This is a genomic window from Streptomyces africanus (assembly GCF_030816955.1).
Lineage (GTDB): Bacteria > Actinomycetota > Actinomycetes > Streptomycetales > Streptomycetaceae > Streptomyces > Streptomyces africanus.
Genome location: NZ_JAUSYP010000001.1, coordinates 1834054 through 1858721, shown reverse-complemented (window position 1 = coordinate 1858721; position 24668 = coordinate 1834054). Strand labels below are relative to the sequence as shown.

21 protein-coding genes are annotated in these 24668 nt (G+C 71.3%); 9 read left to right on the top strand and 12 right to left on the bottom strand.

All coding sequences use genetic code 11. The annotated features are described in order from the left end of the window. Positions 1-11: 11 nt before the first annotated feature. From QF034_RS08715 to QF034_RS08705, 3 genes are all read right to left on the bottom strand, one after another. Positions 12-809: an SURF1 family cytochrome oxidase biogenesis protein gene (locus QF034_RS08715; protein ID WP_307174381.1), complete on the bottom strand. Its 798-nt coding sequence runs from the start codon at positions 807-809 to the stop codon at positions 12-14. Between the two features lie 49 nt (positions 810-858). Next, positions 859-1092, bottom strand: a complete 234-nt coding sequence (locus QF034_RS08710) for a metallothionein (RefSeq protein WP_082319948.1) — start codon at positions 1090-1092, stop codon at positions 859-861. Positions 1093-1203: 111 nt separating this feature from the next. Next, positions 1204-2205, bottom strand: coding sequence for a DEDDh family exonuclease (locus tag QF034_RS08705; protein ID WP_307174380.1), 1002 nt, complete (start codon positions 2203-2205; stop codon positions 1204-1206). A gap of 258 nt (positions 2206-2463) precedes the next feature. Here QF034_RS08705 and QF034_RS08700 point away from each other — a divergent pair, with 258 nt between their 5' ends. The 5 genes from QF034_RS08700 (at position 2464) to QF034_RS08680 (ending at position 10432) form a co-directional block, all read left to right on the top strand. Next, positions 2464-7770 carry an HD domain-containing protein gene (locus tag QF034_RS08700; protein ID WP_307174379.1) on the top strand — a complete coding sequence of 1769 codons (5307 nt, stop codon included), beginning with the start codon at positions 2464-2466 and terminating at the stop codon, positions 7768-7770. A gap of 37 nt (positions 7771-7807) precedes the next feature. Then, a complete protein-coding gene (locus QF034_RS08695; RefSeq protein ID WP_307174378.1) occupies positions 7808-8152 on the top strand; it encodes a hypothetical protein in 345 nt (114 codons plus the stop codon). Beyond that, positions 8149-8763, top strand: coding sequence for a hypothetical protein (locus QF034_RS08690; RefSeq protein ID WP_307174376.1), 615 nt, complete (start codon positions 8149-8151; stop codon positions 8761-8763). Before QF034_RS08695 ends, QF034_RS08690 begins: the two co-directional genes overlap by 4 nt. A gap of 107 nt (positions 8764-8870) precedes the next feature. Next, complete coding sequence (locus tag QF034_RS08685) at positions 8871-9755, top strand: sterol desaturase family protein (protein WP_307174374.1); 885 nt, start codon at positions 8871-8873, stop codon at positions 9753-9755. Beyond that, the gene (locus tag QF034_RS08680; RefSeq protein WP_307174373.1) at positions 9752-10432 is read left to right on the top strand and encodes a lysoplasmalogenase; all 681 of its coding nucleotides are present in this window, start codon (positions 9752-9754) and stop codon (positions 10430-10432) included. Before QF034_RS08685 ends, QF034_RS08680 begins: the two co-directional genes overlap by 4 nt. 23 nt (positions 10433-10455) lie before the next feature. On the opposite strand, the gene QF034_RS08675 is transcribed toward QF034_RS08680, so the two are convergent. The 4 genes from QF034_RS08675 to QF034_RS08660 all read right to left on the bottom strand — a co-directional run bounded on the left by QF034_RS08675 (position 10456) and on the right by QF034_RS08660 (position 15277). Then, on the bottom strand, positions 10456-11508 hold the full coding sequence (locus QF034_RS08675) for a CopD family protein (RefSeq protein WP_307174372.1): 1053 nt from the start codon (positions 11506-11508) through the stop codon (positions 10456-10458). 51 nt (positions 11509-11559) lie between these two features. Next, positions 11560-12090, bottom strand: coding sequence for a hypothetical protein (locus tag QF034_RS08670; protein WP_307174371.1), 531 nt, complete (start codon positions 12088-12090; stop codon positions 11560-11562). A 77-nt stretch (positions 12091-12167) separates the two neighbouring features. Continuing rightward, a complete protein-coding gene (locus QF034_RS08665) occupies positions 12168-13688 on the bottom strand; it encodes a S8 family peptidase (RefSeq protein ID WP_307174370.1) in 1521 nt (506 codons plus the stop codon). A gap of 59 nt (positions 13689-13747) precedes the next feature. After that, entirely contained in the window at positions 13748-15277 is a 1530-nt protein-coding gene (locus QF034_RS08660; protein ID WP_307174369.1) for a S8 family peptidase, read from the bottom strand. A 253-nt stretch (positions 15278-15530) separates the two neighbouring features. Between QF034_RS08660 and QF034_RS08655 the strand changes: the two genes are divergently transcribed. The 3 genes from QF034_RS08655 to moaA all read left to right on the top strand — a co-directional run bounded on the left by QF034_RS08655 (position 15531) and on the right by moaA (position 18848). Further along, the gene (locus QF034_RS08655; protein WP_086561205.1) at positions 15531-15887 is read left to right on the top strand and encodes a DUF485 domain-containing protein; all 357 of its coding nucleotides are present in this window, start codon (positions 15531-15533) and stop codon (positions 15885-15887) included. Then, positions 15884-17509 carry a monocarboxylic acid transporter gene (locus QF034_RS08650; protein ID WP_307174368.1) on the top strand — a complete coding sequence of 542 codons (1626 nt, stop codon included), beginning with the start codon at positions 15884-15886 and terminating at the stop codon, positions 17507-17509. Before QF034_RS08655 ends, QF034_RS08650 begins: the two co-directional genes overlap by 4 nt. 349 nt (positions 17510-17858) lie before the next feature. Further along, positions 17859-18848 carry a GTP 3',8-cyclase MoaA gene (gene moaA, locus QF034_RS08645; protein ID WP_307174367.1) on the top strand — a complete coding sequence of 330 codons (990 nt, stop codon included), beginning with the start codon at positions 17859-17861 and terminating at the stop codon, positions 18846-18848. Between the two features lie 6 nt (positions 18849-18854). Here moaA and QF034_RS08640 read toward each other — a convergent pair whose 3' ends face one another. Continuing rightward, complete coding sequence (locus tag QF034_RS08640; RefSeq protein WP_307174366.1) at positions 18855-19070, bottom strand: hypothetical protein; 216 nt, start codon at positions 19068-19070, stop codon at positions 18855-18857. A 217-nt stretch (positions 19071-19287) separates the two neighbouring features. Then, on the bottom strand, positions 19288-19683 hold the full coding sequence (locus QF034_RS08635) for a DUF3099 domain-containing protein (protein ID WP_307174365.1): 396 nt from the start codon (positions 19681-19683) through the stop codon (positions 19288-19290). Between the two features lie 245 nt (positions 19684-19928). Here QF034_RS08635 and QF034_RS08630 point away from each other — a divergent pair, with 245 nt between their 5' ends. Further along, on the top strand, positions 19929-20204 hold the full coding sequence (locus tag QF034_RS08630) for a GlsB/YeaQ/YmgE family stress response membrane protein (RefSeq protein ID WP_307174364.1): 276 nt from the start codon (positions 19929-19931) through the stop codon (positions 20202-20204). A 92-nt stretch (positions 20205-20296) separates the two neighbouring features. On the opposite strand, the gene tyrS is transcribed toward QF034_RS08630, so the two are convergent. The 3 genes from tyrS to QF034_RS08615 are packed head-to-tail and all read right to left on the bottom strand — an operon-like array spanning position 20297 to position 24560. Continuing rightward, complete coding sequence (gene tyrS / locus QF034_RS08625) at positions 20297-21565, bottom strand: tyrosine--tRNA ligase (protein WP_307174363.1); 1269 nt, start codon at positions 21563-21565, stop codon at positions 20297-20299. A gap of 56 nt (positions 21566-21621) precedes the next feature. Beyond that, on the bottom strand, positions 21622-23040 hold the full coding sequence (locus QF034_RS08620; protein ID WP_370880773.1) for a metallopeptidase TldD-related protein: 1419 nt from the start codon (positions 23038-23040) through the stop codon (positions 21622-21624). Then, positions 23037-24560 (bottom strand): TldD/PmbA family protein, encoded by a 1524-nt coding sequence (locus QF034_RS08615; RefSeq protein ID WP_307174362.1) that lies wholly within the window; start codon positions 24558-24560, stop codon positions 23037-23039. The genes QF034_RS08620 and QF034_RS08615 overlap by 4 nt, the downstream gene beginning before the upstream one ends. Positions 24561-24668: the final 108 nt, after the last annotated feature.

Genomic DNA, 24668 nt, shown 5'->3' with positions numbered 1-24668 from the left:
GCCGGCGGGGGTCACACCGCCGCCGGCTCCGCCTCGCTCGCGTCGGCTTCCCCGGCCGCCGCCTGTGCCCGGTCGCGGGCCTCGCGGCGGGCCAGGACCACCCAGCCGACCGGGACGGCGGCGGAGAACAGCCACCACTGGATGGCGTACGCGTAGTTCAGGGCGGCGTCCTCCTTGCCGGGGTTGCCCAGCAGTTCGGGGATGTCGCCCTTGGGCTCGGGCGCCGTCTGCGTGATGTAGCCGCCGAGCACCTGCGCGTCCAGGCGCCGGGCCTCCTGCTCGCTGTTGATCAGCATGATCTGCCGGTCAGGCAGGCCCTTGAGGTCCTTGATCCCGCTCGCCGCCGTCGTCTCACTCGGCATCAGCCGCCCCTTGACGGTCACCTCGCCGCCCGGCGGTGCGGGGACCTTCGGGAACGTGGTCTGGCTCGGGCCGTCCGAGGGGATCCAGCCCCGGTTGACCAGCAGAACCTTGCCGTCGTCGAGGACGAGCGGGGTCAGGACGTGGTAGCCGACCTCGTCGTCGGAGTTGGTGCGGCGGCGGACGACGACCTCGTCCTCCGTGTCGAAGCGGCCCTTCGCGGTCACGGTCCGGTACCGCTCGCTGCTGGTGACGGTGTGCCCGGGCGCGGTGAGCTTCTCCACGGGCACCGGGTCGGCCGCCAGCGCGTCGGTGACCAGCTGGTTCCGGGCGGTGCGCTCCTCGTAGCGATGCATCTGCCAGATGCCCAGCCTGATCATCGTGGGGATGAGAAGCAGGGCGATCAGCGTCAGGATCACCCACTGCCGGGACATCAGGAAGCGGTACACCCCACGACCGTACAACTCGGTCGTGGAGTGTTCTCAGCGGGGTACGGGTTCAGACCTTGTCGACAATTCCCACCTTTCCCTCCGCGCGGGCGCAGTGGGCTCCGCAGAACCAGTGGCCCTCGACCTCGACGCCCTGGCCGATGATCTGTACCCGGCAGTGCTCGCAGATGGGGGCCATACGGTGGATCGCGCAGGCGAAGCAGTCGAAGACGTGCACCGCCCCCTGCGCGTGCACCTCGAAGGTCATTCCGTACTGATTGCCACATACCTCACAGGTCGCCATGCGCCACAGGGTGAGCCGTCGTCCCCGCTCGGGCGAGCGGCCGCCGGGCGAGTCGCCCGTCAATCACCCGTCCGTACGGTCACCCGTCCGTACGGTCACCCGTCCGTACGGTCACCCCTCCGACGCCGGCTCCACATCCGCGAGGAGCTGCCCGAAGGCCGCCTCGTCCACGATCGGGGTGCCGAACTGCCGGGCCTTGACCACCTTGGACGTGCCCGAGTCCGGGTCGTTCGTGACGAGCAGGCTGGTCAGCCGGGACAGGCTGGTGGCCACATGCAGCCCGGCCTCGGTCGCCCGGTCCTCCAGCAGCTCGCGCTCGGTCGAGGTGTCACCGGAGAACGCGACCCGCATGCCCTGCTTGAGCCGCCCGCCCGTCTCGTACCGCCCGGGGTTGGGGTAGGGGCAGGCGGGGCGCTTCCGGGAGGGGCGCCAACTGGTCTGGCGGTAGCCGCCGTAGCCCCGCGGGCCCGCCTGCTGCCCGATCCGGGGCGTGGCAGGGCGGTCCGACCACTCCGTCAGCGGCCGGCACTCGTGCAGCGGCAGCCGCACGCCGCTCGCCGCCGCGGCCCTGAGGCTGGGGCGGAACGCCTCCGCAAGCACGCGCGCGTCGTCCAGCGCGTGGTGCGCCCGCCGCTGGACGACGCCGAAGTGCGCGGCGAGCGACTCCAGCTTGTGGTTGGGCAGCGGAAGCCCTAGCTCCTTGGAGAGCGCGATGGTGCACAGCCGCTGCCGCACCGGCGCCTCGCACTTGGCGCGCGCGTACTCCCGGGCGATCATCTGCCAGTCGAAGACGGCGTTGTGCGCGACGAGCACCCGCCCCTCAAGCCGGGCCGTGAACTCCTCGGCGATGTCCTGGAAGAGGGGCGCGCCTTCGAGCGCCTCGCTCGTCAGCCCGTGGATCCACACGGGGCCGGGGTCGCGCTCCGGGTTGACCGTCGTGTACCAGTGGTCCTCGACCTCACCGCGCGCGTCCAGCCGGTAGACGGCCGCCGAGATGATGCGGTCGTCCCGGGCGAGGCCCGTGGTCTCCACGTCAACGACCGCGTATCCCTTGGGATACGCGGCCGGCCACGCAGGGGGCGAGAACGCTGCGGTCGTCAGGTCTTCCAGCATGGTCACTGAGGATACGGGCCTCGACTGACAGTCAGGTGCCGTACCGTGCCGTGCCGCGTCCGCCGTGCCCCGGCAAGGCGAACCAGGGGATTCCGGCCCCGGGTCTGAGGGCATCCCGAATGCAGTTGACGGGAAGTCCGCTGAGGCGGGTGGAGGGCGAAGGGGCAGCGGGGCAAGGAGCGGAGCCGGATGTGCCGCATGTCTCCTGTGCCATTCTTGCCCGTGCCGCACAGGGGCCGAAGGGGGACGAGCGGGACGATGGGGGAGAACAGGCAGGCGCTGATCGTCGCCGTTCCGCAGTACGAACTCTCGGAGCGCTTCCACGACCTGACGGAGACGGTGGGACGTGACGTCGAGCTGATGACCGGGGCGCTGCGCTCCTCCGGGTACAGCGTCGAGCGGATCGGGGCGACCCCCGACGAGCCCGCCCTGCGCTCCCGGATCCGCAGTGCGATCAGCAGAGTCTGCGCCACCGCGCCCGAAGACGGCACGGTCCTCATCCACTTCACCGGACACGGACTGTCCGCGGACGGCGCGGACTACCTCGTGCCCGCGGACGCCCAACTCACCTGGGCGACCACGCCGCCGCAGGTGGCGCTGGACAGCCTCATCGGCCTCGACCTCGCCGAACTGCTCCAGGGATGCCGTGCCGGTACGGTCCTGCTGACCGTCGACGCCTGTCGCGAGGAAGCCGCCCCGGGCGGCACGTCGTACGGCGGGCCGGCGACGAACTTCCCGGCCGGGCGGGACCGGGTGGCCGTGCTCTTCGGCTGCGGTCCAGGCCAGACCTGCGGCTCCGACAAGGAACTCGGCAGCCACTTCACGCGCGCGCTCGCCGACGCCCTGCAGCCGGACACCGCGCCCCGCACGGTCGCCGACGTCATCGCCCACACCGTCCGCAGAACCGCCGAGTTCGCCCGGGCCGCCCGCCAGCGGCAGACGCCGACCGCCCACTACGCGCCCAGCGGCCCGGAGGCCGTCCACAAGGTCGAACTCTGCGCCGGCCGCACCCTCCACGAGGAGTGGGCCGCAGCGGTCCGCGACCCCGAACTCTGGTCCGCCGTCGAGGGCGGCGGTGACGCACGACGTGACGAACTCCAACGCGCCCTCGTGCGGTTGACGGCCGAGTGCGCCAAGTGGCGCGGCACCGCGTTCGCGACCGTCCCCGACCCCTGGTCGGACGACGACTACCCGGTGCGCGTGCTGGCCCGCGGGCTCAGACCCCTGCTCGCACCCTCGCAGACCCAGGGCGGCCCGCTCCTGGACCCGGGCGAGTTCGCGGTGCTCGCCGCCGCACCCTTCGTCCGCGAGGCCGTGTACGCCATGGGCGTCAAGGAGACCACGGCGGTCGAGCCCTTCCAGCTCGATCCGGAAGCCGGCTCCCTGGGACGCGATCCGGAGCGCGTCGACCTGGAGCACACCTTCGCCGCGCACGCCCTGCTCTGGCGCAAAGGCCGCGAGCTGGCCGGACGCGGCCGGGCCGAGGACGCCGCGGCGGTCGCCGCCTGGCTGCTGCACCGGCATGTAGGGGGCAAGGAGCAACTGTGGGACACGTACGCGCCCCAGCTGCTCGCTCCACTCGCGAAGGCGCTGATCGGTCCCGGCTCCGCACCGGCCCGGACCGAGGAACTGACCGACGAACTCATGCGGGTCTGCCGGCAGATCGCGGTCGCCCCCACCGAGCCGAACCAGGGCGAACGGGACCGCACCGACACCCACTGGCGCCTGGAGGAGCTCGCCCGCGCGGACGGCACGGCGGAGCGCTGGCGCCCCCGCGAGCTGTCCTGGCTGCTGGGCGTCGCGGGCCTGCTCGGCGGCGACCTGAGGCAGCTGCCCGGTGTCCTGGTGGACAACATCGGGGTCGCCGACGGTCTGCGGCCCGGCGAAGCCGTGGCGAGCGTGCGCGAGCTGCGCTGGGCGCGGGACCGGCTGAGCAAGACACTCGACCTGGACCTGCCCTGCCCGCACCCCGCGGTGCACGCCGCTCTGGAGACGCTGGCCGGCTGGGCCGACGAAGCCGTACAGAACGTGCGCCGGCGCCTCACCTCCGCCCAGCCCGCCGCGCTCCTCGCCCACGTGCCCGACCGGATCACCTGCCGTCGGCTGCGCCCGCGGTACGACAGCGCCGTCAAGAGCGACGCCTACGGTGTCCCGCTGATGCGGTTCAGCCTCGCCGAGGACGAGATGCGCGAACTGCTCATGGGCACCCATCTGTACGGCGACCCGGCCCTCGCCCTCCGGGAGATGTACCAGAACGCCCTGGACGCCTGCCGCTACCGGCAGGCCCGGCTGCGCTTCGGAAAGGCCGACGGGAGCGTCCCGTACTCCTGGCAGGGCGAGATCGTCTTCCGGCAGGGCACGGACGCGGAGGGCCGCTCCTACGTGGAGTGCGAGGACAACGGCGTCGGCATGGATCACAAGAGCCTGCGGGGCACCTTCTCGCGGGCCGGCCGCCGCTTCGAGCAGTCCCGCGAGTACCGCAGGGAACAGGCCCGCTGGCGCCGCGCGGACCCGGCCCTGCGGGTCTATCCCAACAGCCGTTTCGGCGTGGGTGTGTTCAGCTACTTCATGCTGGCCGACGAGATCAGCATCTGGACCCGGGCGACCGACGAGTACGGGCGCGCGGACGCGGACGGCGGACTGCGCGTGGACGTGGCCTCGACCGGCAGTCTGTTCCGGGTCCGCAGGAACGACGGGGCGCAGCCCGGGGGCGGCACCCGCGTGCGGCTGTACCTCCAGTCGGGCGACATCGACGTGGCGCAGGAGCTGGCCAAGCGGGTATGGCGGTCCGAGTTCGCGATGCGGGTGGAGCGGGACGGGGAGGCTGTGCGGACGTGGGAACCAGGAGCGCTGTACTACTTCGGTGATGCCCGGCGCCCCCTTCCCGCGGGCCCCGACGCGTGGTGGGTGGACGGAAAGGGATGCCTCCTGGCCGACGGCATCCTCGTGGATCCGGCGTCCATGGTCCAGGAGGACAGCAGCGCCGCCGCCTGGCTCCGCACCAGCGCCGGGAAGCTGGACCGGCACGACAACGCAGGCAAGGACTGGCACGACCTGGGCGGGCATCCCTTCGGCTTCGTGATGGACCTGCGCGAGACGCACGCTCCGGACATCAGCACCGACAGGACCAGGATCCTCTCCTACGACCGGGCGTGGGTGGACGAGCAACTCCTCGACGCGGCCCGCGCGTTCGGGGCACCGGAGTGGCTGACGCTGGAGTGGCTCTGGGCGTTCGCCTGGCTGCACCCGGCCGCGGCGGTCCGGGTGACGGCGCGGCTGCTGGCTGCCGATACCCGTCTGACCAGCAGAACCGGCTCGTACCGGGCGACGGTCCTCGACTTCCGCAGGGTCGGGTGCTTCCCGTTGGACGTGGCGCTGGTTCCGCTGAAGAACTTCGGGGCGGCTGTCCTGCCGGAGCAAGCCGGGGTGCTGTCCTGGCGGGCGGCGGTTCTGCGCAGCGTCGGGATCGAACTGGGCGACCGGGCCTGGGAGCGACTGGCGTTGCCGGAGTCGGTGGACGGCTATCCCGCGCCCGAGTCCTGGGAGTCCGGCGTCAGCCCTCGGGAGCTGTGGCTGTCCGATGCCACGTGGCAGGCGGCTCTGCCTCAGTTCCCGGAGGAGAGCATCACTCTGGGGGAACTCATGAGGCGGTTGCGCCGGTACGCCATCGCCGGCCTGGACGTGCCCGCCGTCACCGGACTCGACGCGGCGCACCGGATGCTGCTCGACGCGACGGACCGCCGGATCCTCCTCGGCCGTGAGCGCTTTGACGCGTTGCTTCGCGAGGATTACGCGCGCCACTTCGCCCACGATGTGGTCGCGGTGCTCCGGAGGTTCAGTGTCGTGGAGGGCCTGCCCCTCCGGGAGGCCCTGGAGCGGGCCAGACGGTTCGCCGCGGCCGGATTCCCCCTGGACGTGCCGCACGACACCGAGGTCGTCCCCGCCGACGCCATCGCCACCCACGAGGAGCTCAACGTGCTGGCCTGGCACCCCCGGTTCACGCCCCCGGGGAAGCGGAGAGTGGGGACGCCGCCGGCTCAGGAGAAGTACGAGGAGATCCTGCGTCGGTACGCGTGGCTCGGCTGGCCGGCGGAGGGACCGGCCCCCGCGGAACCTCCCGCCGCCACGTCCTCCAGGTTCGACGTACCCAGGTCCTGGACGGACGAGCAGCGCACCGAGTTCACGATGAGCCTCGGCATCGCCACATACAGCGCCGATCTGGACCTGTCGCCCCGGCAGATGGCCAGGGCATCGGGAATGCTGGGGATCCCGGTGGCCCAGGTGCCCGAACGGTTCGCGGATGTCCTGGCGGCCCAGCAGCTGCGCGTCCCCCCTCCTGGCGAACTGGCCGACCGCGTCTTCACCAGGCTCGACAGTGATCTCCTCGGCGCCGTCATCGACTACGGGTTCACCGACAACTGGCCGTACGACCCGACCGGATGCCCCGCGCCCCTGGTGGAGACGGCGCAGGCCGTGCGGAAGGTCCGGGCCGACGGCGCGCTGGTGGCGCAGCGGCTCACGGAACTCGCCGAGGCGGGCCTCGTGGACGCACGCGCGCCGGCGCTCGTGGAGCAGTGGCGTGCCGTCTCGGCCGGTGACTGGGACCTGCTCATGTGGTCGGGGCGAGACGTGGCGTCACGCCGCGGATATTACGACTCGGAGGGATCGCTGGAGCTGACGAACATGGGCAGAGTGGTCCGCGGCGTCGCCCTGCGCCAGGGACTCGACGTCTTCTTCGTTCTGTATGCCGCGGCGATGGACCGCACCACGCTCGGCTCCGCGATCGAACGGCTCACCGCGCTCGGCCCGCTGGTCGGGCTCGACGTCTCGGCGCTGGACCGGTTGGCCGATGAGGCACCTGCCGATCTGCGTCCCACCGGCGCTGGCATCCTGGCCTGCTGCACGCCGCAGCGGACGGAGCGGGAGAATGCCTTCCTCCCGTCCTGGCGGGGTGTCCACCTCCCGCGTTGGCGCTCCCGCCCGAGCCCCGCCGTCCTCGTGTCCCACGCCCGGGCCAACGACGCGACCCTCGGCGAGAGCGTGGCCGCCCTGGCCCGCTACGCCCCCCTCGGTGCGCCCTGGCAGGAGCCCGCCGACGGAGCCGAGGGCGGATCCGACGGCTGGCGCGAGCACCGGCCCACCGAGCACGACAGCGCGCTGTTCCGGCCGGACCTCGTCGGCCACGGACCCGTGGGCCCGCTCGAACTGCTGCGTGTCGCGGCCCGGTTCGGCTGGGCGCTGACCACGGCGTGGGACCGGCTCGCGTTCTACCGCCCGTTCGGCCTCGACCTGCTGGTGGAACGGCCGGGAGCGGACGCGGACACGGTGCCGACCTGGCAGGACCTGATCATGCTCACCGAGCAGTACACGGGGCGGGCGCCCGCGCTGAGCGGGGCGGTGACGGCCGAGCGCATCGCCGTGGCCGCGCGTGAGCTCGGGCAGCCGACCCGCGGGGTGTACGACCGGCTCGCCGTGTACGCGCCGCTGTTCGGCCTCGTCCTGCCGCCCGACTGTCCCGCCGAGCCGGCCCCGATGCCGCCGGCGGAGCCCTGCCGGGCCCGATGACAACCGTCAGACCCTTGACGCGACCCTGTGAGGAGCCATGCCCGACCACGTTCCGACCGAGTTCCGTGAACAAGAGGTCACCGTCCACCCGGAGGAGCCCTTCACCGTCGCACGGTCCGAGGACGGCCGCTGGTACACCGTGACGGGACTGTGCCCGACGTGCAGAGCGGCAACGGTCTTCCGGGTCGCGTACGGAGTGCTGGGCCCGCCCAAGCGGCTGTGGCGCCGGGACCGGAGCGAGCCCGAACCCCTCACCGGCTGCATCCCCGTCTACTGCGCCTGCGGTTACCCCCACCCCGAACGGCCGCCGGAGTCCCCCGACTCGGGCTGCGGTGCCTTCTGGGACGTTCCGGTGCCGCCCGCGCACGGGGCGGCGTCGTGACCGACCTCGCCAGGAAGCGGTTCGCCCAGCTCGGGCAGCAGCTCCAGTACGACCAGCTGGGCGCCGTACGCCGGCAGGCCGAGGGCTGGCGCAACGGGCTGACCGGGCTCACGGGGCTGGTCGGCGTGGTCTTCGTCCTGAAGGGCCGCGAGAGTGTCGCGGGCATGCCGGGCGCCTGGCGCTGGACCACGGCACTGCTGCTGGTGCTGGCCTTCGTGCTGCTGCTGTCCGGGGCCCTGGGAGCCGTACGGGCCGCCCACGGTCCGCTCGGACGGCAGACCTGGCTGAGCGGTGACCGGCTGCTCGCCGCCGTCCTGGACGAGGTCGTGCGCACGCAGGCCGCTCTGATCCGGGCGCGGCGGCTGTCCGTCGCCGGGCTGTGCGCGATCGTCGCAGCGATCGCGGTCTCCTGGCTCGTGCCCGTCGACGATCCCGCGAACCCCCGGGAGGGCGGGCCGTACGTTCTGGTGACCACGGGCGGCGGCGTGCGGTGCGGGGAACTGGTGATGAGCGACGCCACGGCGGTGACCATCAAACCGGCGAAGGGTGACGAGTACCGCAGCATCCCGATCGGCACGGTCCGGTCGGTCACGCCGACGCGGCGGTGCTGACGGCGCGGCGATTGGCGGAGATCGCCAAGAAGCAAGCGCGTACCGTCGGTAATACTTGTCGGTAACAACGTCTGGTGGGGGCGGGACGGCCGCCCTACGGTTCAGACATGTCGAACCTGCCCGATGTCGTGCTGTGGTCGATACCCGCCTTCGTGCTGCTCACGGTGGTGGAGATGGTGAGTTACCGTCTCCACCCCGACGAGGACGCGGCGGGCTACGAGGCGAAGGACGCCGCGACGAGCGTCGGCATGGGGCTCGGCAGTCTGGTCTTCGACTTCCTCTGGAAGATCCCGATCGTGGCCGTCTACACGGCCCTCTACGAACTCACGCCGCTGCGCGTGCCCGTGCTGTGGTGGACCGTCCCGCTGATGCTGCTCGGGCAGGACTTCTTCTACTACTGGTCCCACCGCGGCCACCACGTCATCCGCATCCTGTGGGCCTGCCACGTCGTCCACCACTCCAGCCGGAAGTTCAACCTCACCACCGCGCTGCGGCAGCCCTGGACGTCCCTGACCGTGTGGCCGTTCTACGTGCCCCTCATCGCCGCCGGAGTCCACCCCGCCGCGCTGGCGTTCTGCTCCTCCGCGAACCTCGTGTACCAGTTCTGGATCCACACCGAGCGGATCGACAAGATGCCCCGCTGGTTCGAGTTCGTCTTCAACACGCCGTCGCACCACCGGGTCCACCACGCCTCCCAGGGCGGTTACCTCGACCGCAACTTCGGCGGCATCCTCATCGTCTGGGACCGGCTGTTCGGATCCTTCGTCGCCGAGACCGTGCGGCCCGTGTACGGACTGACCAAGAACATCGGCACGTACAACCCGCTGAAGGTGGCGACGCACGAGTACGTGGCCATCGCGAGGGACCTGAGGGCGGCGCGCGACTGGCGTGAGCGCGCGGGGCGCGTGTTCCGGGGGCCGGGGTGGGGGCCCGCGCGGGCCGAGGCACCGGTGTCGCCTGCCGGTACGGCTGCCGAGAGCGCGTCGGCGTGAGCCACTCCCGGCTCCTCCTCGGCGCCTTCGGTCTCGCCGCCGTCGTCGACCTCGTCTCCCTCGCGGCCGGCTTCGACGCCGGGCACGCCGTCGCCAAGCCGCTGCTGATGCCGCTCCTGGCGCTCTGGGCCGTCCTGCGCCGGGCGCCCCGGCCGCTCGTGGCCGCCCTGCTGTTCGGCTGGGGCGGGGACGTGCTGCTGCTGTCCGGCGCCGAGCCGGCCTTCCTCGCCGGCATGGGCTGCTTCGCGGCGGGGCACGTCTGCTACCTCGTCCTCTTCGCCAGGCACGGCAGCCGGTACGCCGTCCCCCGCGCGCGTGCCGCCCTCCTCGCCCTGGGCTACGCCACCGCCCTCGTCACGACCGTCGCGCTGCTGTGGCCGGACCTGCCCGCGGACCTGCGCCTGCCCGTCGCCGGGTACAGCCTCCTGCTCACGGCCATGGCGTACCGGGCCGCCATCCGGCTCGGCCTCTTCACCGGACTCGGAGGCGCGCTCTTCCTGCTGTCCGACACGCTCATCGCGACCGGCGTCGCCGACTGGCCGCAGCCGCCCGGGCCGGACTTCTGGGTCATGCTCACGTACAGCGCCGCACAGGCCCTGCTGACCGGCGGCACGCTCGGGGCGCTCAACGCGCGCCGGGCACCGGCCGCGACGTACGGAGAGATGCGCGCCGCCTGAGGGTCACCGGCGCAGGGGGAGCGTCACCAGCGGATCGGAAGCGGCAGGGCCGTCAGCAGTCCGGACACGGCGACCACCAGGCCCAGTGCGACCACCTCAGCCCACGCCGGCGCACAGGCGGTCAGCGGGTCGGCCGCCCGGCGCAGCCGCCGCCGGGCCCACAGGGCGAGGGCGGCGACGGCGGCCACGAGGAGCACCTTGGCGAGCAGGGCCCGCCCGTACGCCGTCGCCGTCAGCTGCTCAAGGACCGTCTCCGGCGGCATCCGGCGCAGCGAACTCCACACGCCCGTCGCGGTGATGGCGGCGAGCAGAACGGTCGCCACGCGCGCGTAGAGACCCAGCAGGGCCGCGCCCGCCTGCGTGCCGTAGCGGCCGTGCCATCGCCGCAGGGTCCGCAGCGCGTGCAGCAGGCCGCCCGTCCACAGCGCCGCACAGGTCAGATGGACGAGCGTCAGCCCGGAGCCGGTCAGCGGGGTGTGCTCGGTCGTGGGGTGCGCGCGCAACGCCTCGGCGACGACCACGGCGCCCAGCGGCCACAGCTGTGTGACCGGCCGGCGCGAGACGGCACACAGCCCCGCCACGAGGAAGGCGTTGACCTCCAGCAGGGCGAGCTTGCCGTCCCGGGAGGCGTAGAGCCCGCCGACGTCGATGTCCGACAGGCCGTCAGGGACGAGATAGCCCGTCGCCACGACCGAGGCGAGCCCGAGCGCGGCGACGAAGCCGGTGACGGCCGCGAACGGCGACCAGCTGCGCGGCACGACCGGGCGGCCGGCGGCTTCCTCCGTACCCGGCACGGAACGCGCCGGTGGCCGGTTCACGAACGCGCCCGGCACGGAACGCGCCGGTGGCCCGTTCACGAACGCGCCCGGCACGGAACGCGCCAGCCGGTTCACGAACAGCTCGCCGACCGGTACGCACAGGGCCGCGAACAGCGCCGTGCGCAGCAGGGCCACGCCGCCGGCGCCGGGCGCGGCGGCCTCCCCGGTGCCGTGCAGCGCGGTGGACGGGCCGAGCAGCGGGATCAGCGCGGCCAGTGCCGCCAGCACCAGCACGGCGACGGGTCTTGTCAAGGTCACCCCGAGATCTTCACCAGCCTTCACACGGCTGGGCAAATCCGGGGAAAGAACTCAGGCAGCCTTCGACGCGGCCGACCACCACAACCGGACTTCCTTGCGCACGTCCGTCGGCCGCAGCTCCCACCCTTGCGCGAGCGCGACCTCGGCGACGTACCAGCCGCCGACGCCCCGGTAGGCCCGCAGCGGTATCGCGCACTCGGCCGGCGGCCGCGGCTTGTTCTTCTCGACCGGAGCCGAGGCCCGGGCGGTCCACTTCGCGACCGCCTTGTCCACGCGCGCCTTGTAGTACTCGGCATCTCCCTCATGGCGCAGCTCCGGCCAGGACACGCACCAGGAGGCCAGACGCCCGACCCTGTTCATCGTCACTTCCGTGGCGCGGAGGTAGCCGCGTTCGAGGGTGTTGCTGAACACCGTGACCACCTCGGCGAACATGCCGACGACGAGAAACGCGGCCAGCACCGCCGCCCACAGCACACACACCACCGGAAACCACACCACACTCGCGGCGAACCGCAGGGCCAACTGCCACCTCGGCCGTACCGGTCGAGCTGTCCAGGTCGAGGGATCCACGTACACGTCCATGACAAGGAATCCTGCCGCAGACAGGAAGCGGGCCGGTCGGGTGCCCCCGCCCGGCCCGGACTACCTCCACACGAGCTCTACTTGGTCACCGCGTCCAGCGCGTCCGCGATGCCCCAGCCGTAGAAGCCGTTGCGGTTCTTGGAGCCCTCGCACACCGCGTCGATCTTGCCGTCGGCGTCGATGTCGTACGGGTCCGTGCACGGCGTGGCGTCGGCCTCGGCGTACAGCAGGGCCTTCACCAGGGCCGGAGAGGCGTACGGGTGCGTCGACTTGATGAGGGCGGCGACGCCCGCGACGTGCGGGGACGCCATCGACGTACCGGCCATGTAGCCCCACTTGCCGCCCGGCAGCGTGCCCAGGATCAGCCCGCTCGTGGCCGGCGCCTCCGGCTTCTGGTAGGCGGTCGAGTCGCCGCCCGGGGCGGCTATGTCGATGACTCCCAGCCCGTGGTTGGAGAAGGACGACTTGATGCCCTTCGCGCCCGTCGCCGCGACCGTGACGACGCCCGGCAGCTGGGTGGGTATGTCGAGGCACTTCGACGGGTCGACGACCCGGTCGCCCGGCGTGGAGTCGTTCGGGGACGACGGGTCGGTGATCTCGTCGGAGGCCAGGTCGTAGTTCTCGTTGCCGGCCGCCGCGACGTTGACCGCGCCCTTCTTCTCCGCGTACCGCGAGGCCCGGCCGACCGCGTCCAGCAGCGCCTTCTGGTCGGGGTCGTTCTTGCAGTTGAAGTACCAGGGGTCGGTGTAATAGCTGTTGTTCGTCACGTCGACCCCGTGCTCGGCCGCCCACACGAAGCCGCACACGACGGCCTCCGTGTAGAAGAAGCCGTCCGGGTTGGACACCTTGATGCCGGAAACCTTCACGCCGGGCGCGACACCGGTCATGCCGACGCCGTTCTTCGCGGCGGCGATCTCACCCGCCACGTGCGTCCCGTGCGGGCTCTCCGCGGCGCCCGGCCGCCAGGCCCCGTCGGACGTGTCGGGTTTGCCCGAGACACAGTTGACCGACGCGCCCCGGTCGAAGTTGGGCGCGATGTCGGGGTGGGTGTCGTCGACACCGGTGTCGATCACGGCGACCGTGACCTTCTTGCTGCCCAGCGACTTCTCGTGCGCCTTGTCCGCCTTGATGGCGGGCAGGTCCCACTGCTGCGGCTCCAGCGGGTCCTGCCCGGCCGGGGCCTCGGCCCGGGCGACCTCGGCCGCGCTCAACGCCTTCGGCGTGCCCAGGTCGCCCGTCGACGCCGACGGCAGCGGCTTGGTGCGGGTGGCACCGGCCGACTGCACCCCGGGCACCTTGCGGATGCTCTTGGCGAAGTCGGGGTTCGAGGAGTGGACGACGATGACGCCGATCTGGTCGTACGACGTCACGATCGTGCCCCCGGCCTTGCCGACGGCCTTCTTCACGTAGGCCGAAGTGCCGTGGCCCGGCTTGACGTTGACGACGTAGCTGAGCGAGGTCGCGTCGGCCGAGACCGGCGCGGGCGCCTCGTCGGCGGCCGTGGCCGTGGTGTTCGGCAGGAACGCGAGGGCCGTGGCCATGGCCATCCCGGCCGGGATCGCGACGGCGCGGCGGTAGCGCGCGTGCGGCGCAGTCATGCTTTCTCCAGTTCGTTCACGGTACGGGCGGACTGTGCGGAAGGTCTGGGAAACGCGCGTCACTTGACGGCGCGCAGCGCGTTGACGATGCCGTACCCGTAGAAGCCGTTGACGCGCTTGCCGCCCTCGCACACCGCGTCCTGCGTGCCGTCGCCGTCCTGGTCGTACGACTCGGGGCAGGCCGTCCGGTCGGCCTGCGCCTTCAGCAGGGCCTGGAGCTGGGCCGGGGACGCCCACGGGTGCTTGGACTTCAGCAGCGCGGCGACAGCGGAGGCGTGCGGGGAGGCCATCGAGGTGCCCTGGAGGAAGCCGTACGCGCCGTTCGGCAGCGTGGACAGGATGCGGCCGTCCTTCGAGGGCGTGTCGGGTATCTGGTAGCGCCGGTCGCCGCCCGGCGCCGCGACGTCGACGACGCCCTCGCCGTACGTCGAGAAGTACGACTTCACGTTGTCGACGCCCGTCGAGCTCACCGTGACGACACCCGGCAGCTGGTTCGGCACGTCGAAGCACTCGTGCGGGTCGATGGTCCGCTCGACGGGGGTGGAGTCGTCCGGGCTGGAGTCGTCGACGATCGCGTCCGCGTCCAGGTCGTGGTTGGAGTTGCCCGCCGCGGCGACGTTGAGTGTGCCCTTCTTCTGCGCGTACAGCTGCGCCCGGTTGACCGCGTCGACGATGGCCCGCTGGTCGGGGTCGTCCAGGCAGTTGTACAGCCACGGATCGACGTAGTAGCTGTTGTTCGTGATCTCGACGCCGTGGTCGGCGGCGAACACGAAGGCGCACACCACGCTCTCCGGGTAGAAGAGACCGTTCGCCCGGTCGGTCACGTTGATGCTGGAGACCTTCACACCGGGTGCGACGCCTGCCACGCCGATTCCGTTGCGCGCGGCGGCTATCTCACCCGCGACATGCGTGCCGTGGTAGTCCTCGGCGGTGTACGGACGCCAGGCGCCCTGGCTGGTGTCGGGCTTGCCGCCGGCGCAGTTGGCGGACTGGGACGCGGAGAAGTTCGGGGCGATGTCGGGGTGGGTGTCGTCCACGCCGGTGTCGATCACGGCGACGGTCACCTTGCTGCTGCCCGGGTTGATCCGCGCGGCCTTGTCGGCGCCGATCGCGCGCAGATCCCACTGGTCGGCCTCGAGGGGCTCGCTCTCGGGCGTCTGCGCCGAGGCGGCCTCGGTGCGCTTCGCCTGAGCGGCCGTCAGGTACTCGACCGCGCCCTCCTCCTTCGTCCCCGCGGCCGCCAGGGGCGTCGTACGCGTCGCACCCGCCGACTGGACCCCGCGGGCCTTGCGTATGGTCGTGGCGAAGTCGGCGTTCGAGGAGTGGACGACGATCACGCCGATCCGCTCGTACGTGGCCACGACCGAGCCGCCGGCCTTCCCGATCGCCTTCTTCACCGACGCGATCGTGTGACGGTCCACCTTGGTGTTGACGACGTACGCCAGTTGCGGCGCGTCCGCCGTCCGGGCGGCCGACTCCGCCTGCGGGGCCGCCGACGCGGCGGCGGGCAGGAAGCCCAGCGAGGCCGTCAGGGACAGCACGACGGGCACGGCGAGGGCGAGCCGGCGTCTGGAACGCAAGTGAGACATGGGGTCTCCACATCCTGGAAACGAAACCGGCCCGAGGCACAGGTGGTGCTCGGGCAGGTACATGACGAGGTGGTGCAGGGCGAAGCTATCCCGCGCTCTCGCTGCCAGCAACGTTTTGCCGAAACGACTTCGGAAAGAACGCCGCGCGGTTGAACCGGTTCTCGCGTGCCGCCGTGACGTTGGACAAGGAGCGCGGGGACACTCGCCTCCGTCCCTGTTCACAACCGCTTCCGTCATCGCGAGGAGACTCTCCGTGGCCACCGACGCACCGCCCCCCTCGAAAGAGCAACACAAACTCCCTTCACCAGAGGAGTTCAGCGAGGTGCAGGAGAGCGCGGAGTTCGGTGAACTGCGCCGCTCCTACCGCTCCTTCGCCTTCCCGCTGACCGTCGCCTTCATCGCCTGGTACCTGCTGTACGTCCTGCTGTCGAACTACGCGGGCGGCTTCATGGGCACCAAGCTGTTCGGCAACATCAACGTCGCCCTGATCCTCGGCGTCGCCCAGTTCGTCACCACGTTCCTCATCGCCTGGTGGTACTCGCGGCACGCCGCCGCGAAGCTCGACCCCAAGGCCGAGGCCATCAAGTCCCGGATGGAGGGCGGCGCATGAGCCCCGCACAGCAGACCCTTCTCGCCGCGAACGAGGCCAGCGAGCACCGCCCGCTGATCATCACCCTGTTCGCGCTGTTCGTCCTGGCCACCCTCGGCATCACCATCTGGGCCGGCCGCCAGACCAAGGACGCCGCCGACTTCTACGCCGGCGGACGCCAGTTCAGCGCCTTCCAGAACGGCCTCGCCGTCTCCGGCGACTACATGTCGGCCGCGTCGTTCCTCGGCATCGCCGGCGCGATCGCCATCTTCGGCTACGACGGCTTCCTCTACTCCATCGGCTTCCTGGTCGCCTGGCTGGTCGCCCTGCTCCTGGTGGCCGAGCCGCTGCGCAACTCCGGCCGCTACACCATGGGCGACGTCCTCGCGTACCGCATGCGCCAGCGCCCGGTCCGCACCGCCGCCGGCACCTCCACCATCGTGGTGTCGATCTTCTACCTGCTGGCCCAGATGGCCGGTGCGGGTGTCCTCGTCTCGCTGCTGCTCGGCATCACCTCCGACGCCGGCAAGATCCTCATCGTCGCCCTCGTCGGCGTCCTGATGATCGTCTACGTCTCCATCGGCGGCATGAAGGGCACCACCTGGGTGCAGATGGTCAAGGCCGTACTGCTCATCGGCGGCACCATCCTGATCACCTTCCTGGTGCTGCTGAAGTTCAACTTCAACATCTCCGACCTGCTCGGCCAGGCCGCCGAGAACAGCGGCAAGGGCGCCGCCTTCCTGGAGCCCGGCCTGCAGTACGGCGCGACCGGCACCTCCAAGCTGGACTTCATCTCCCTGGGCATCGCCCTGGTCCTCGGCACCGCCGGTCTGCCGCACATCCTGATCCGCTTCTACACGGTGCCCGACGCCAAGGCCGCCCGTAAGTCCGTGAACTGGGCGATCGGCATCATCGGCGGCTTCTACCTGATGACGATCGCGCTCGGCTTCGGCGCCGCCGCCCTCATCTCGCAGGAAGAGATCATCGCGTCCAACCCGTCCGGCAACACGGCGGCACCCCTGCTCGCCCTGCACCTGGGCGGTGTCGACTCGACCTGGGGCGCGATCCTGCTCGCCACGATCTCGGCGGTGGCCTTCGCGACGATCCTCGCCGTCGTCGCCGGCCTCACCCTCGCCTCGTCGTCGTCCTTCGCGCACGACATCTACGCCAACGTCATCCGCAAGGGGAAGGCCTCCGGCGCCGAGGAGGTCCGCGCGGCCCGCTGGGCGACCCTCTTCATCGGCGTCGTCTCCATCGGCCTGGGCGCCCTGGCCCGCGACCTGAACGTGGCCGGCCTGGTCGCGCTCGCCTTCGCCGTCGCGGCCTCCGCCAACCTGCCGACGATCCTCTACAGCCTGTTCTGGAAGCGGTTCACCACCCAGGGCGCCCTGTGGTCGATCTACGGCGGTCTGATCGTCGCCGTCGGCCTGGTGCTGTTCTCGCCCGTCGTCTCCGGCGACCCCAAGGCGATGTTCCCCGAGGTCGACTTCGCCTGGTTCCCGCTGAAGAACCCGGGCATCATCTCCATCCCGTTCGGCTTCCTCATGGGCTGGCTCGGCACGGTCCTGTCCAAGGAGGAGCCGGACGTCAAGAAGTACGCCGAGCTGGAGGTCCGGTCCCTGACCGGCACCGGCGCCCACTGAGCACCAGCCCCCTCAGGGGGTGTCCGCAAAGTCCCGCCTGCCCCGCGACGCCCGGCACGCACTCTCGCCGCACCGGGCGAACACCCGAGTACGACCAGTACGCGGGTGTCCGCCCGGCACGCCGAGAGCACGCACCGGACGCCGCAGGGCCCGCCCTCCGGGCGGACGACGGGACTTTGCGGACACCCCCTAGCGCGGCCGCGTCGTAGGAACCTCCAGGTCCCTGCGGCGCGGCCGCGTCCCGCGTCGTGGGGTCGGGCCTGTGGGGATGTCAGTGGGGTCACGTAGGCTCTCAGGTATCGGAGAAGAAGCGCTCCGGGCACGATCCGCGTCGAGGGAGGGGGCCCACGTGCTCATCGACACCTACGGCCGAGTGGCCACCGACCTGAGGGTCTCGCTGACCGACCGGTGCAATCTGCGCTGCACGTACTGCATGCCCGAGGAGGGCTTGCAGTGGCTGGCCAAGCCGGACCTGCTCACGGACGACGAGATCGTCCGTCTGATCGACATCGCGGTCACCTCCCTCGGCATCGAGGAGGTCCGCTTCACCGGCGGCGAGCCCCTGCTGCGCCCCGGCCTGGTCGGCATCGTCGAGCGCGTCGCGGCGCTCGAACCGCGCCCGCAGATGTCCCTCACGACCAACGGCATCGGCCTCAAGCGCACGGCGGCGGCCCTGAAGGCGGCAGGCCTGGACCGGGTCAACGTCTCCCTCGACACACTCCGGCCGGACGTCTTCAAGACCCTCACCCGCCGCGACCGCCACAAGGACGTCATCGAGGGCCTGCACGCCGCGCGCGACGCCGGCCTCACGCCGGTCAAGGTCAACTCGGTCCTGATGCCGGGGCTCAACGACGACGAGGCCCCCGACCTGCTGGCCTGGGCCGTGGAGCACGACTACGAGCTGCGCTTCATCGAGCAGATGCCCCTGGACGCCCAGCACGGCTGGAAGCGCGACGGCATGATCACGGCAGGCGACATCCTGACCTCCCTGCGCACGCGCTTCGAGCTGACCCCCGAGGGCGACGAAGCACGCGGCTCGGCCCCGGCGGAGCGCTGGCTGGTCGACGGCGGGCCGCATGTCGTCGGCGTGATCGCCTCCGTCACCCGCCCCTTCTGCGCGGCCTGCGACCGCACCCGCCTCACGGCCGACGGACAGGTCCGCACGTGCCTGTTCGCCCAGGAGGAGACCGACCTGCGCGCCGCCCTGCGCTCGGGCGCCCCGGACGAGGAGATCGCCCGCATCTGGCGCCTGGCGATGTGGGGCAAGAAGGCGGGAGCGGGCCTGGACGACCCGACCTTCGTCCAGCCGGACCGGCCGATGTCGGCGATCGGGGGCTGAGGGACCTCAGCGGTCGGTCTCTTCCCACTCCTTGAGAAGAACCACGTCCTTCAAAAACCCCCGCACCCCGAGGAACTGCGACAGATGTTCGCGATGCTCCTCGCAGGCCAGCCACGTCTTGCGCCGCTCCGGCGTATGGATCTTCGGGTTGTTCCACGCCAGCACCCACACGGCATCCGTGCGGCAGCCCTTCGCGGAACAGATGGGCGTCTCGTCACTCACAGATTCGTCTCACCACTGCACACAGAAAAGGCGACGCCGAGCAGCCACGGGGGGAGCTGCCCGGCGTCGGTCCGTCGCTCCGACGGGGGATGCGGAGCGCGTACGAAGTATGTCACGGGTAACCCCGAGCCCGGCACTGGAACAACATGATTGATCTGAGCTTTTCTTGAGCTTGGCGGGAAGATGACGTGCGTCCGTGACCCGCCCCCGAGCGCTCCTACCGCTCCTGCGACTCGGCTCGCGCCCCCGGCACCGTCCCGGACACGGCGTCTTCCGCGACGGATTCCGCGGGGCCGTCCTGCGCCCCCGGCGGCGCGATCATCGGCCGCACCGGCGGCACCACGAACGTGGACGGCAGGGACGGCGCGTTCTCGCGCCCGGCGTTCGCGATCACCACCGCGATGTACGGCAGCACCAGCCCGAGCACCAACGCCACGACGGCGACGTGCCGTTCGACGTTCCACAGTGTGGCCGCGAGGATCACGGAGATCGTGCGGACCGTCATCGAGATCACGTACCGGCGCTGCCGCCCGCGGACGTCCTCCTGAAGCCCCGCTCGGGCGCCGGTGATCCGGAAAACCTGGACGTGTCCGCCGCCATGCTGCTTCCGCATCGCATTCCACCATCCGCCCGTATCGCACTCTCCCCGCCCCGTAGCCGCCCTCGGCCGGTCGGGGACCCTGCCCAGGGCAGCTTCCACGTTACGCCGCGCCTGCGTCGGCTACGAGACCGGGGCCGGTCCGGCCCCGGTCGAACGGCCTGAGCCGTGCTGTGTACGGCCATCCCCGGCATGCGGCGTAGGGCACCTGGGCCGACACTGGGCGTAGTGCTCACGTCGAGCCGTACGAGGAGGCAGCGATGGGCTGGTTGTGGGCGATCATCGTGGGACTGGTACTCGGTCTGCTCGCCAAGGCGATCATTCCGGGCAAGCAGCACATCCCCCTGTGGCTGACCGTCATCCTGGGCATCATCGGCGGCATCGCCGGCAACGTCATCGCCCGGGCGGCCGGTGTCGATGCCACAGCGGGCATCGACTGGTGGCGGCATGTCTTCCAACTGGTGATGGCGATCATCCTCGTCGGTCTCGGCGACCGGGCCTGGACGGCGGCCAGGGGAGACAGGCGAAGGGCGTAACGAGGCAGATTAGAGCGTAACGGGGCAATCGGCGAAGGGGGGGGCGGCCTCCGGCACCGGAGACCGCCCCCCTTCCTCGCGTCCTCGCGCGCTCAGGCGCCCGTGACCTCCACCGCCGCCAGGTTCTTCTTGCCCCGGCGCAGCACGAGCCAGCGGCCGTGCAGCAGGTCCTCCTTGGCGGGGACCGCGTCCTCGCCGGCGACCTTGGCGTTGTTCACGTAGGCACCGCCCTCCTTGACCGTGCGGCGCGCGGCCGACTTGCTGGCCACCAGGCCGACCTCGGCGAACAGGTCGACGACCGGGCCGAGCTCGGCGACCTGGATGTGCGGCACCTCCGACAGGGCTGCGGCCAGCGTCCGCTCGTCCAGCTCCGCCAGCTCGCCCTGCCCGAAGAGGGCCTTGGAGGCGGCGACCACGGCGGCCGTCTGGTCGGCGCCGTGCACCAGCGTCGTCAGCTCCTCGGCCAGCGCACGCTGCGCGGCACGGGCCTGCGGACGCTCCTCGGTCTGCTTCTCCAGCTCCTCCAGCTCCTCGCGGGAGCGGAAGGACAGGATGCGCATGTACGTGGAGATGTCCCGGTCGTCCACGTTCAGCCAGAACTGGTAGAACGCGTACGGCGTCGTCATCTCCGGGTCGAGCCAGACGGCGCCGCCCTCGGTCTTGCCGAACTTGGTGCCGTCCGCCTTGGTCATCAGCGGCGTCGCCATGGCGTGCACCGTGGCGTCCGGCTCCAGCCGGTGGATCAGGTCCAGGCCCGCCGTGAGGTTGCCCCACTGGTCGCTGCCGCCCTGCTGGAGCGTGCAGCCGTACCTCCGGTAGAGCTGGAGGAAGTCCATGCCCTGGAGGAGCTGGTAGCTGAACTCCGTGTAGCTGATGCCCTCGGAGGACTCCAGGCGCCGGGCGACGGAGTCCTTGGTCAGCATCTTGTTGACACGGAAGTGCTTGCCGATGTCCCGGAGGAACTCGATCGCGGAGAGGTTCTCCGTCCAGTCGAGGTTGTTGACCATGACGGCCGCGTTCTCGCCCTCGAAGGAGAGGAAGGGCTCGATCTGGCCGCGCAGCTTGTCGACCCAGCCGCGGACCGTCTCCGGGTCGTTCAGCGTGCGCTCCGCTGTCGGGCGCGGGTCGCCGATCAGGCCCGTGGCACCGCCGACCAGCGCCAGCGGCCGGTGACCGGCCTGCTGGAGCCGGCGCACGGTCAGCACCTGCACCAGGTGCCCCACGTGCAGCGACGGCGCCGTCGGGTCGAAGCCGCAATAGAACGTGACGGGACCGTCCGCGAGCGCCTTGCGCAAAGCGTCCTCGTCAGTGGACAGGGCGAACAGCCCGCGCCACTTCAGCTCGTCGACGATGTCCGTCACGGTTCTCGTGTCTCCTTGATGATCTTCGGGCAGTCGGGTGACAGCCGACTACGAGGTTATACGCCCTGACTGACAGAGCTCATATTGAAATCCGGGACGCGCAGCGCGGGCATCGCGGCCCTGGTGAACCAGTCGCTCCACTCCCTGGGCAGCGTCTTCTCGGTGCGCCCGGCCTCCGTGGCCCGGCCGAGGACACCGACCGGCGACTCGTTGAACCGGAAGTTGTTCACCTCGCCGGTCACCTCGCCGTTCTCGACCAGGTAGACGCCGTCCCGGGTCAGACCGGTGAGCAGCAGCGTCGCCGGATCGACCTCCCGGATGTACCACAGGCAGGTCAGCAGCAGCCCGCGCTCGGTGTTCGCGACCATCTCCTCCAGGGAGCGGTCCTCGCCCCCGTCCAGGATCAGGTTCTCGATCCCCGGTGCCACCGGCAGCCCGGTCAGCCCGGCACTGTGCCTGCTGGTCGTCAGGTGCCGCAGCTCGCCCCGGCTCATCCACTCGGTGGCCGCGAGCGGCAGCCCGTTGTCGAACACCGACTGGTCGCCCCCCGAGGAGTGCGCGATCACGAAGGGCGCCGACTCCAGACCGGGCTCGTTCGGGTCGCTGCGCAGCGTCAGCGGCAGATCGGTCAGTTTCTCGCCGACCCGCGTACCGCCGCCCGGCTTGGAGAACACCGTGCGGCCCTCCATCGCGTCCCGGCCCGACGCCGACCACATCTGGTAGATCAGCAGGTCCGCGACGGCCGTCGGCGGCAGCAGCGTCTCGTACCGGCCCGCGGGCAGCTCCACACGCCGCTCGGCCCACCCGAGGCGCACGGCCAGCTCCGCATCCAGCGCCGCCGGGTCGACGTCCTTGAAGTCCCGGGTGGAACGACCGGCCCAGGCGGACCGGGTCCGGTCCGGCGACTTGGCGTTCAGCTCCAGCGTCCCGTTCGGCTGGTCGTGCCGCAGCCGCAGTCCCGTGGACGTCCCCACATACGTCGACACCAACTCGTGGTTGGCGAAGCCGTACAGCTCCCGGCCGCCGGCACGCGCGCGTGCGAAGGCCTCGCCGAGCGCCGGAGCGAAGTCGGCGAACACGGCGGAGGAGGTCTCGGCGGGCGCCTCCGTGAACTCCGGCGCCTGCGTCACGCCCGTGACCAGCGGCTGCGCGTCCTCTGCGGGCCCGGCGCCGCGCGCGGCGGCCTCGGCGGCCCGTACCAGGGGCTCCAGCTCGTCGGCCGTCACGGCGGACCGCGACACGACCCCCGAGGCCGTGCCCTGCTTGCCGTCGACCGTGGCGACGACGGTGAGCGTGCGTCCGCGCGTGACCCCGTTCGTGGTCAGCGCGTTGCCCGCCCAGCGCAGGTTGGCGGTGGACTGCTCGTCGGCGATGACGACACACCCGTCCGCCCGGGACAGTTCGAGGGCGCGCTCGACGACCTCGTGCGGCTTGCTGGTCAACGAAGTAATGCCGTCAGGCACACGCCCGCTCATCGGCCGGCCTCCTGCGTGGTGTTGAGGATGTTGACGCCCTTGAACAGGGCCGACGGGCAGCCGTGCGACACGGCCGCGACCTGGCCCGGCTGGGCCTTGCCGCAGTTGAAGGCGCCGCCCAGGACATAGGTCTGCGGACCGCCCACCGCGGCCATCGAGCCCCAGAAGTCGGTCGTCGTCGCCTGGTAGGCCACGTCCCGCAGCTGCCCCGCGAGCCGCCCGTTCTCGATCCGGTAGAAGCGCTGCCCGGTGAACTGGAAGTTGTACCTCTGCATGTCGATCGACCAGGACCGGTCGCCGACGACGTAGATGCCCCGCTCCACGCTCCCGATGAGGTCCTCGGTGGACATCCCGGCCGGGTCCGGCCGCAACGACACGTTGGCCATGCGCTGCACCGGCACGTGCCCGGGGGAGTCGGCGTAGGCGCAGCCGTTGGACCGCGCGAAGCCGGTCAGTCTCGCGATCCGCCGGTCCAGCTGGTAGCCGACGAGCGTGCCGTCCTTCACCAGGTCCCAGGACTGCGCCGCGACGCCCTCGTCGTCGTACCCGATGGTGGCGAGCCCGTGCTCGGCGGTGCGGTCGCCGGTGACGTTCATCAGCTCCGAGCCGTAACGCAGCTTGTTCAGCTGGTCGAAGGTCGCGAAGGAGGTGCCGGCGTAGGCGGCCTCGTAACCGAGCGCCCGGTCCAGCTCGGTGGCGTGCCCGATGGACTCGTGGATGGTCAGCCACAGGTTGGACGGGTCGACGACCAGGTCGTACAGGCCCGCCTGGACGCTCGGCGCCCGCATCTTCTCGGCGAGCAGTTCCGGGATCTGCTCCAGCTCGCTCTCCCAGTCCCAGCCGGTGCCCCGCAGGTACTCCCAGCCGCGTCCCACGGGCGGCGCGAGGGTGCGCATCGAGTCGAACTCACCGCTCGACTCGTCCACCGACACGGCGTTGAACACCGGGTGCAGCCGCACCCGCTGCTGCGTGGTCACGGTCCCGGCGGTGTCGGCGTAGAACTTGTTCTCGTGGACGGTGAGCAGCGAGGCGTCCACATGGTCGACCCCGTCGGCCGCCAGCAGCCGCGCGCTCCAGTCCCCGATCAGCCCGGCCTTCTCCTCGTCGGGCACGGTGAACGGATCGATCTCGTACGACGAGATCCAGGTCTTGTCGGCGTGCACCGGCTCGTCGGCCAGCTCCACCCGCTCGTCGGACCCGGCCGCCTTGATCACTTGTGCCGAGAGCTTCGCCATGGCCACCGCCTGGGAGGCCACCTTGGCGGCGGCGTCCAGGGTGAGATCCACCCCCGAGGCGAAACCCCACGTACCGGCGTGCACGACGCGCACCGCGTATCCGAGGTCGGTGGTGTCCGACGACCCGGCGGGCTTGGCGTCCCGGAACCGCCAGGAGGCGCTGCGCACCCGCTCGAACCGGAAGTCCGCGTGCTCGGCGCCCAGCGCACGCGCGCGTGCGAGGGCCGCGTCGGCGAGGGCGCGTAGGGGAAGGGCCGTGAAGGCCTCGTCGATGGTATGAGGCACCGCCGTCTCTTTCTGTCGAGGTGAGGGTGGTCGCCGTACTTCGTGACTGCTCCGATCATGTCGCCTCGGCCCGCGCGCGGGCCACGAGTTTCCCGACCCGGTCGCGCG

What these genes read in the sequence shown, in the direction of transcription:
- QF034_RS08710 (WP_082319948.1), bottom strand. Translation starts at nt 1,092, where the DNA reads ATGGCGACCTGTGAGGTATGTGGCAATCAGTACGGAATGACCTTCGAG.
- QF034_RS08705 (WP_307174380.1), bottom strand. Translation starts at nt 2,205, where the DNA reads ATGCTGGAAGACCTGACGACCGCAGCGTTCTCGCCCCCTGCGTGGCCG.
- QF034_RS08700 (WP_307174379.1), top strand. Translation starts at nt 2,464, where the DNA reads ATGGGGGAGAACAGGCAGGCGCTGATCGTCGCCGTTCCGCAGTACGAA.
- QF034_RS08695 (WP_307174378.1), top strand. Translation starts at nt 7,808, where the DNA reads ATGCCCGACCACGTTCCGACCGAGTTCCGTGAACAAGAGGTCACCGTC.
- QF034_RS08685 (WP_307174374.1), top strand. Translation starts at nt 8,871, where the DNA reads ATGTCGAACCTGCCCGATGTCGTGCTGTGGTCGATACCCGCCTTCGTG.
- QF034_RS08670 (WP_307174371.1), bottom strand. Translation starts at nt 12,090, where the DNA reads ATGGACGTGTACGTGGATCCCTCGACCTGGACAGCTCGACCGGTACGG.
- QF034_RS08665 (WP_307174370.1), bottom strand. Translation starts at nt 13,688, where the DNA reads ATGACTGCGCCGCACGCGCGCTACCGCCGCGCCGTCGCGATCCCGGCC.
- QF034_RS08660 (WP_307174369.1), bottom strand. Translation starts at nt 15,277, where the DNA reads ATGTCTCACTTGCGTTCCAGACGCCGGCTCGCCCTCGCCGTGCCCGTC.
- QF034_RS08650 (WP_307174368.1), top strand. Translation starts at nt 15,884, where the DNA reads ATGAGCCCCGCACAGCAGACCCTTCTCGCCGCGAACGAGGCCAGCGAG.
- QF034_RS08635 (WP_307174365.1), bottom strand. Translation starts at nt 19,683, where the DNA reads ATGCGGAAGCAGCATGGCGGCGGACACGTCCAGGTTTTCCGGATCACC.
- QF034_RS08630 (WP_307174364.1), top strand. Translation starts at nt 19,929, where the DNA reads ATGGGCTGGTTGTGGGCGATCATCGTGGGACTGGTACTCGGTCTGCTC.
- QF034_RS08620 (WP_370880773.1), bottom strand. Translation starts at nt 23,040, where the DNA reads ATGAGCGGGCGTGTGCCTGACGGCATTACTTCGTTGACCAGCAAGCCG.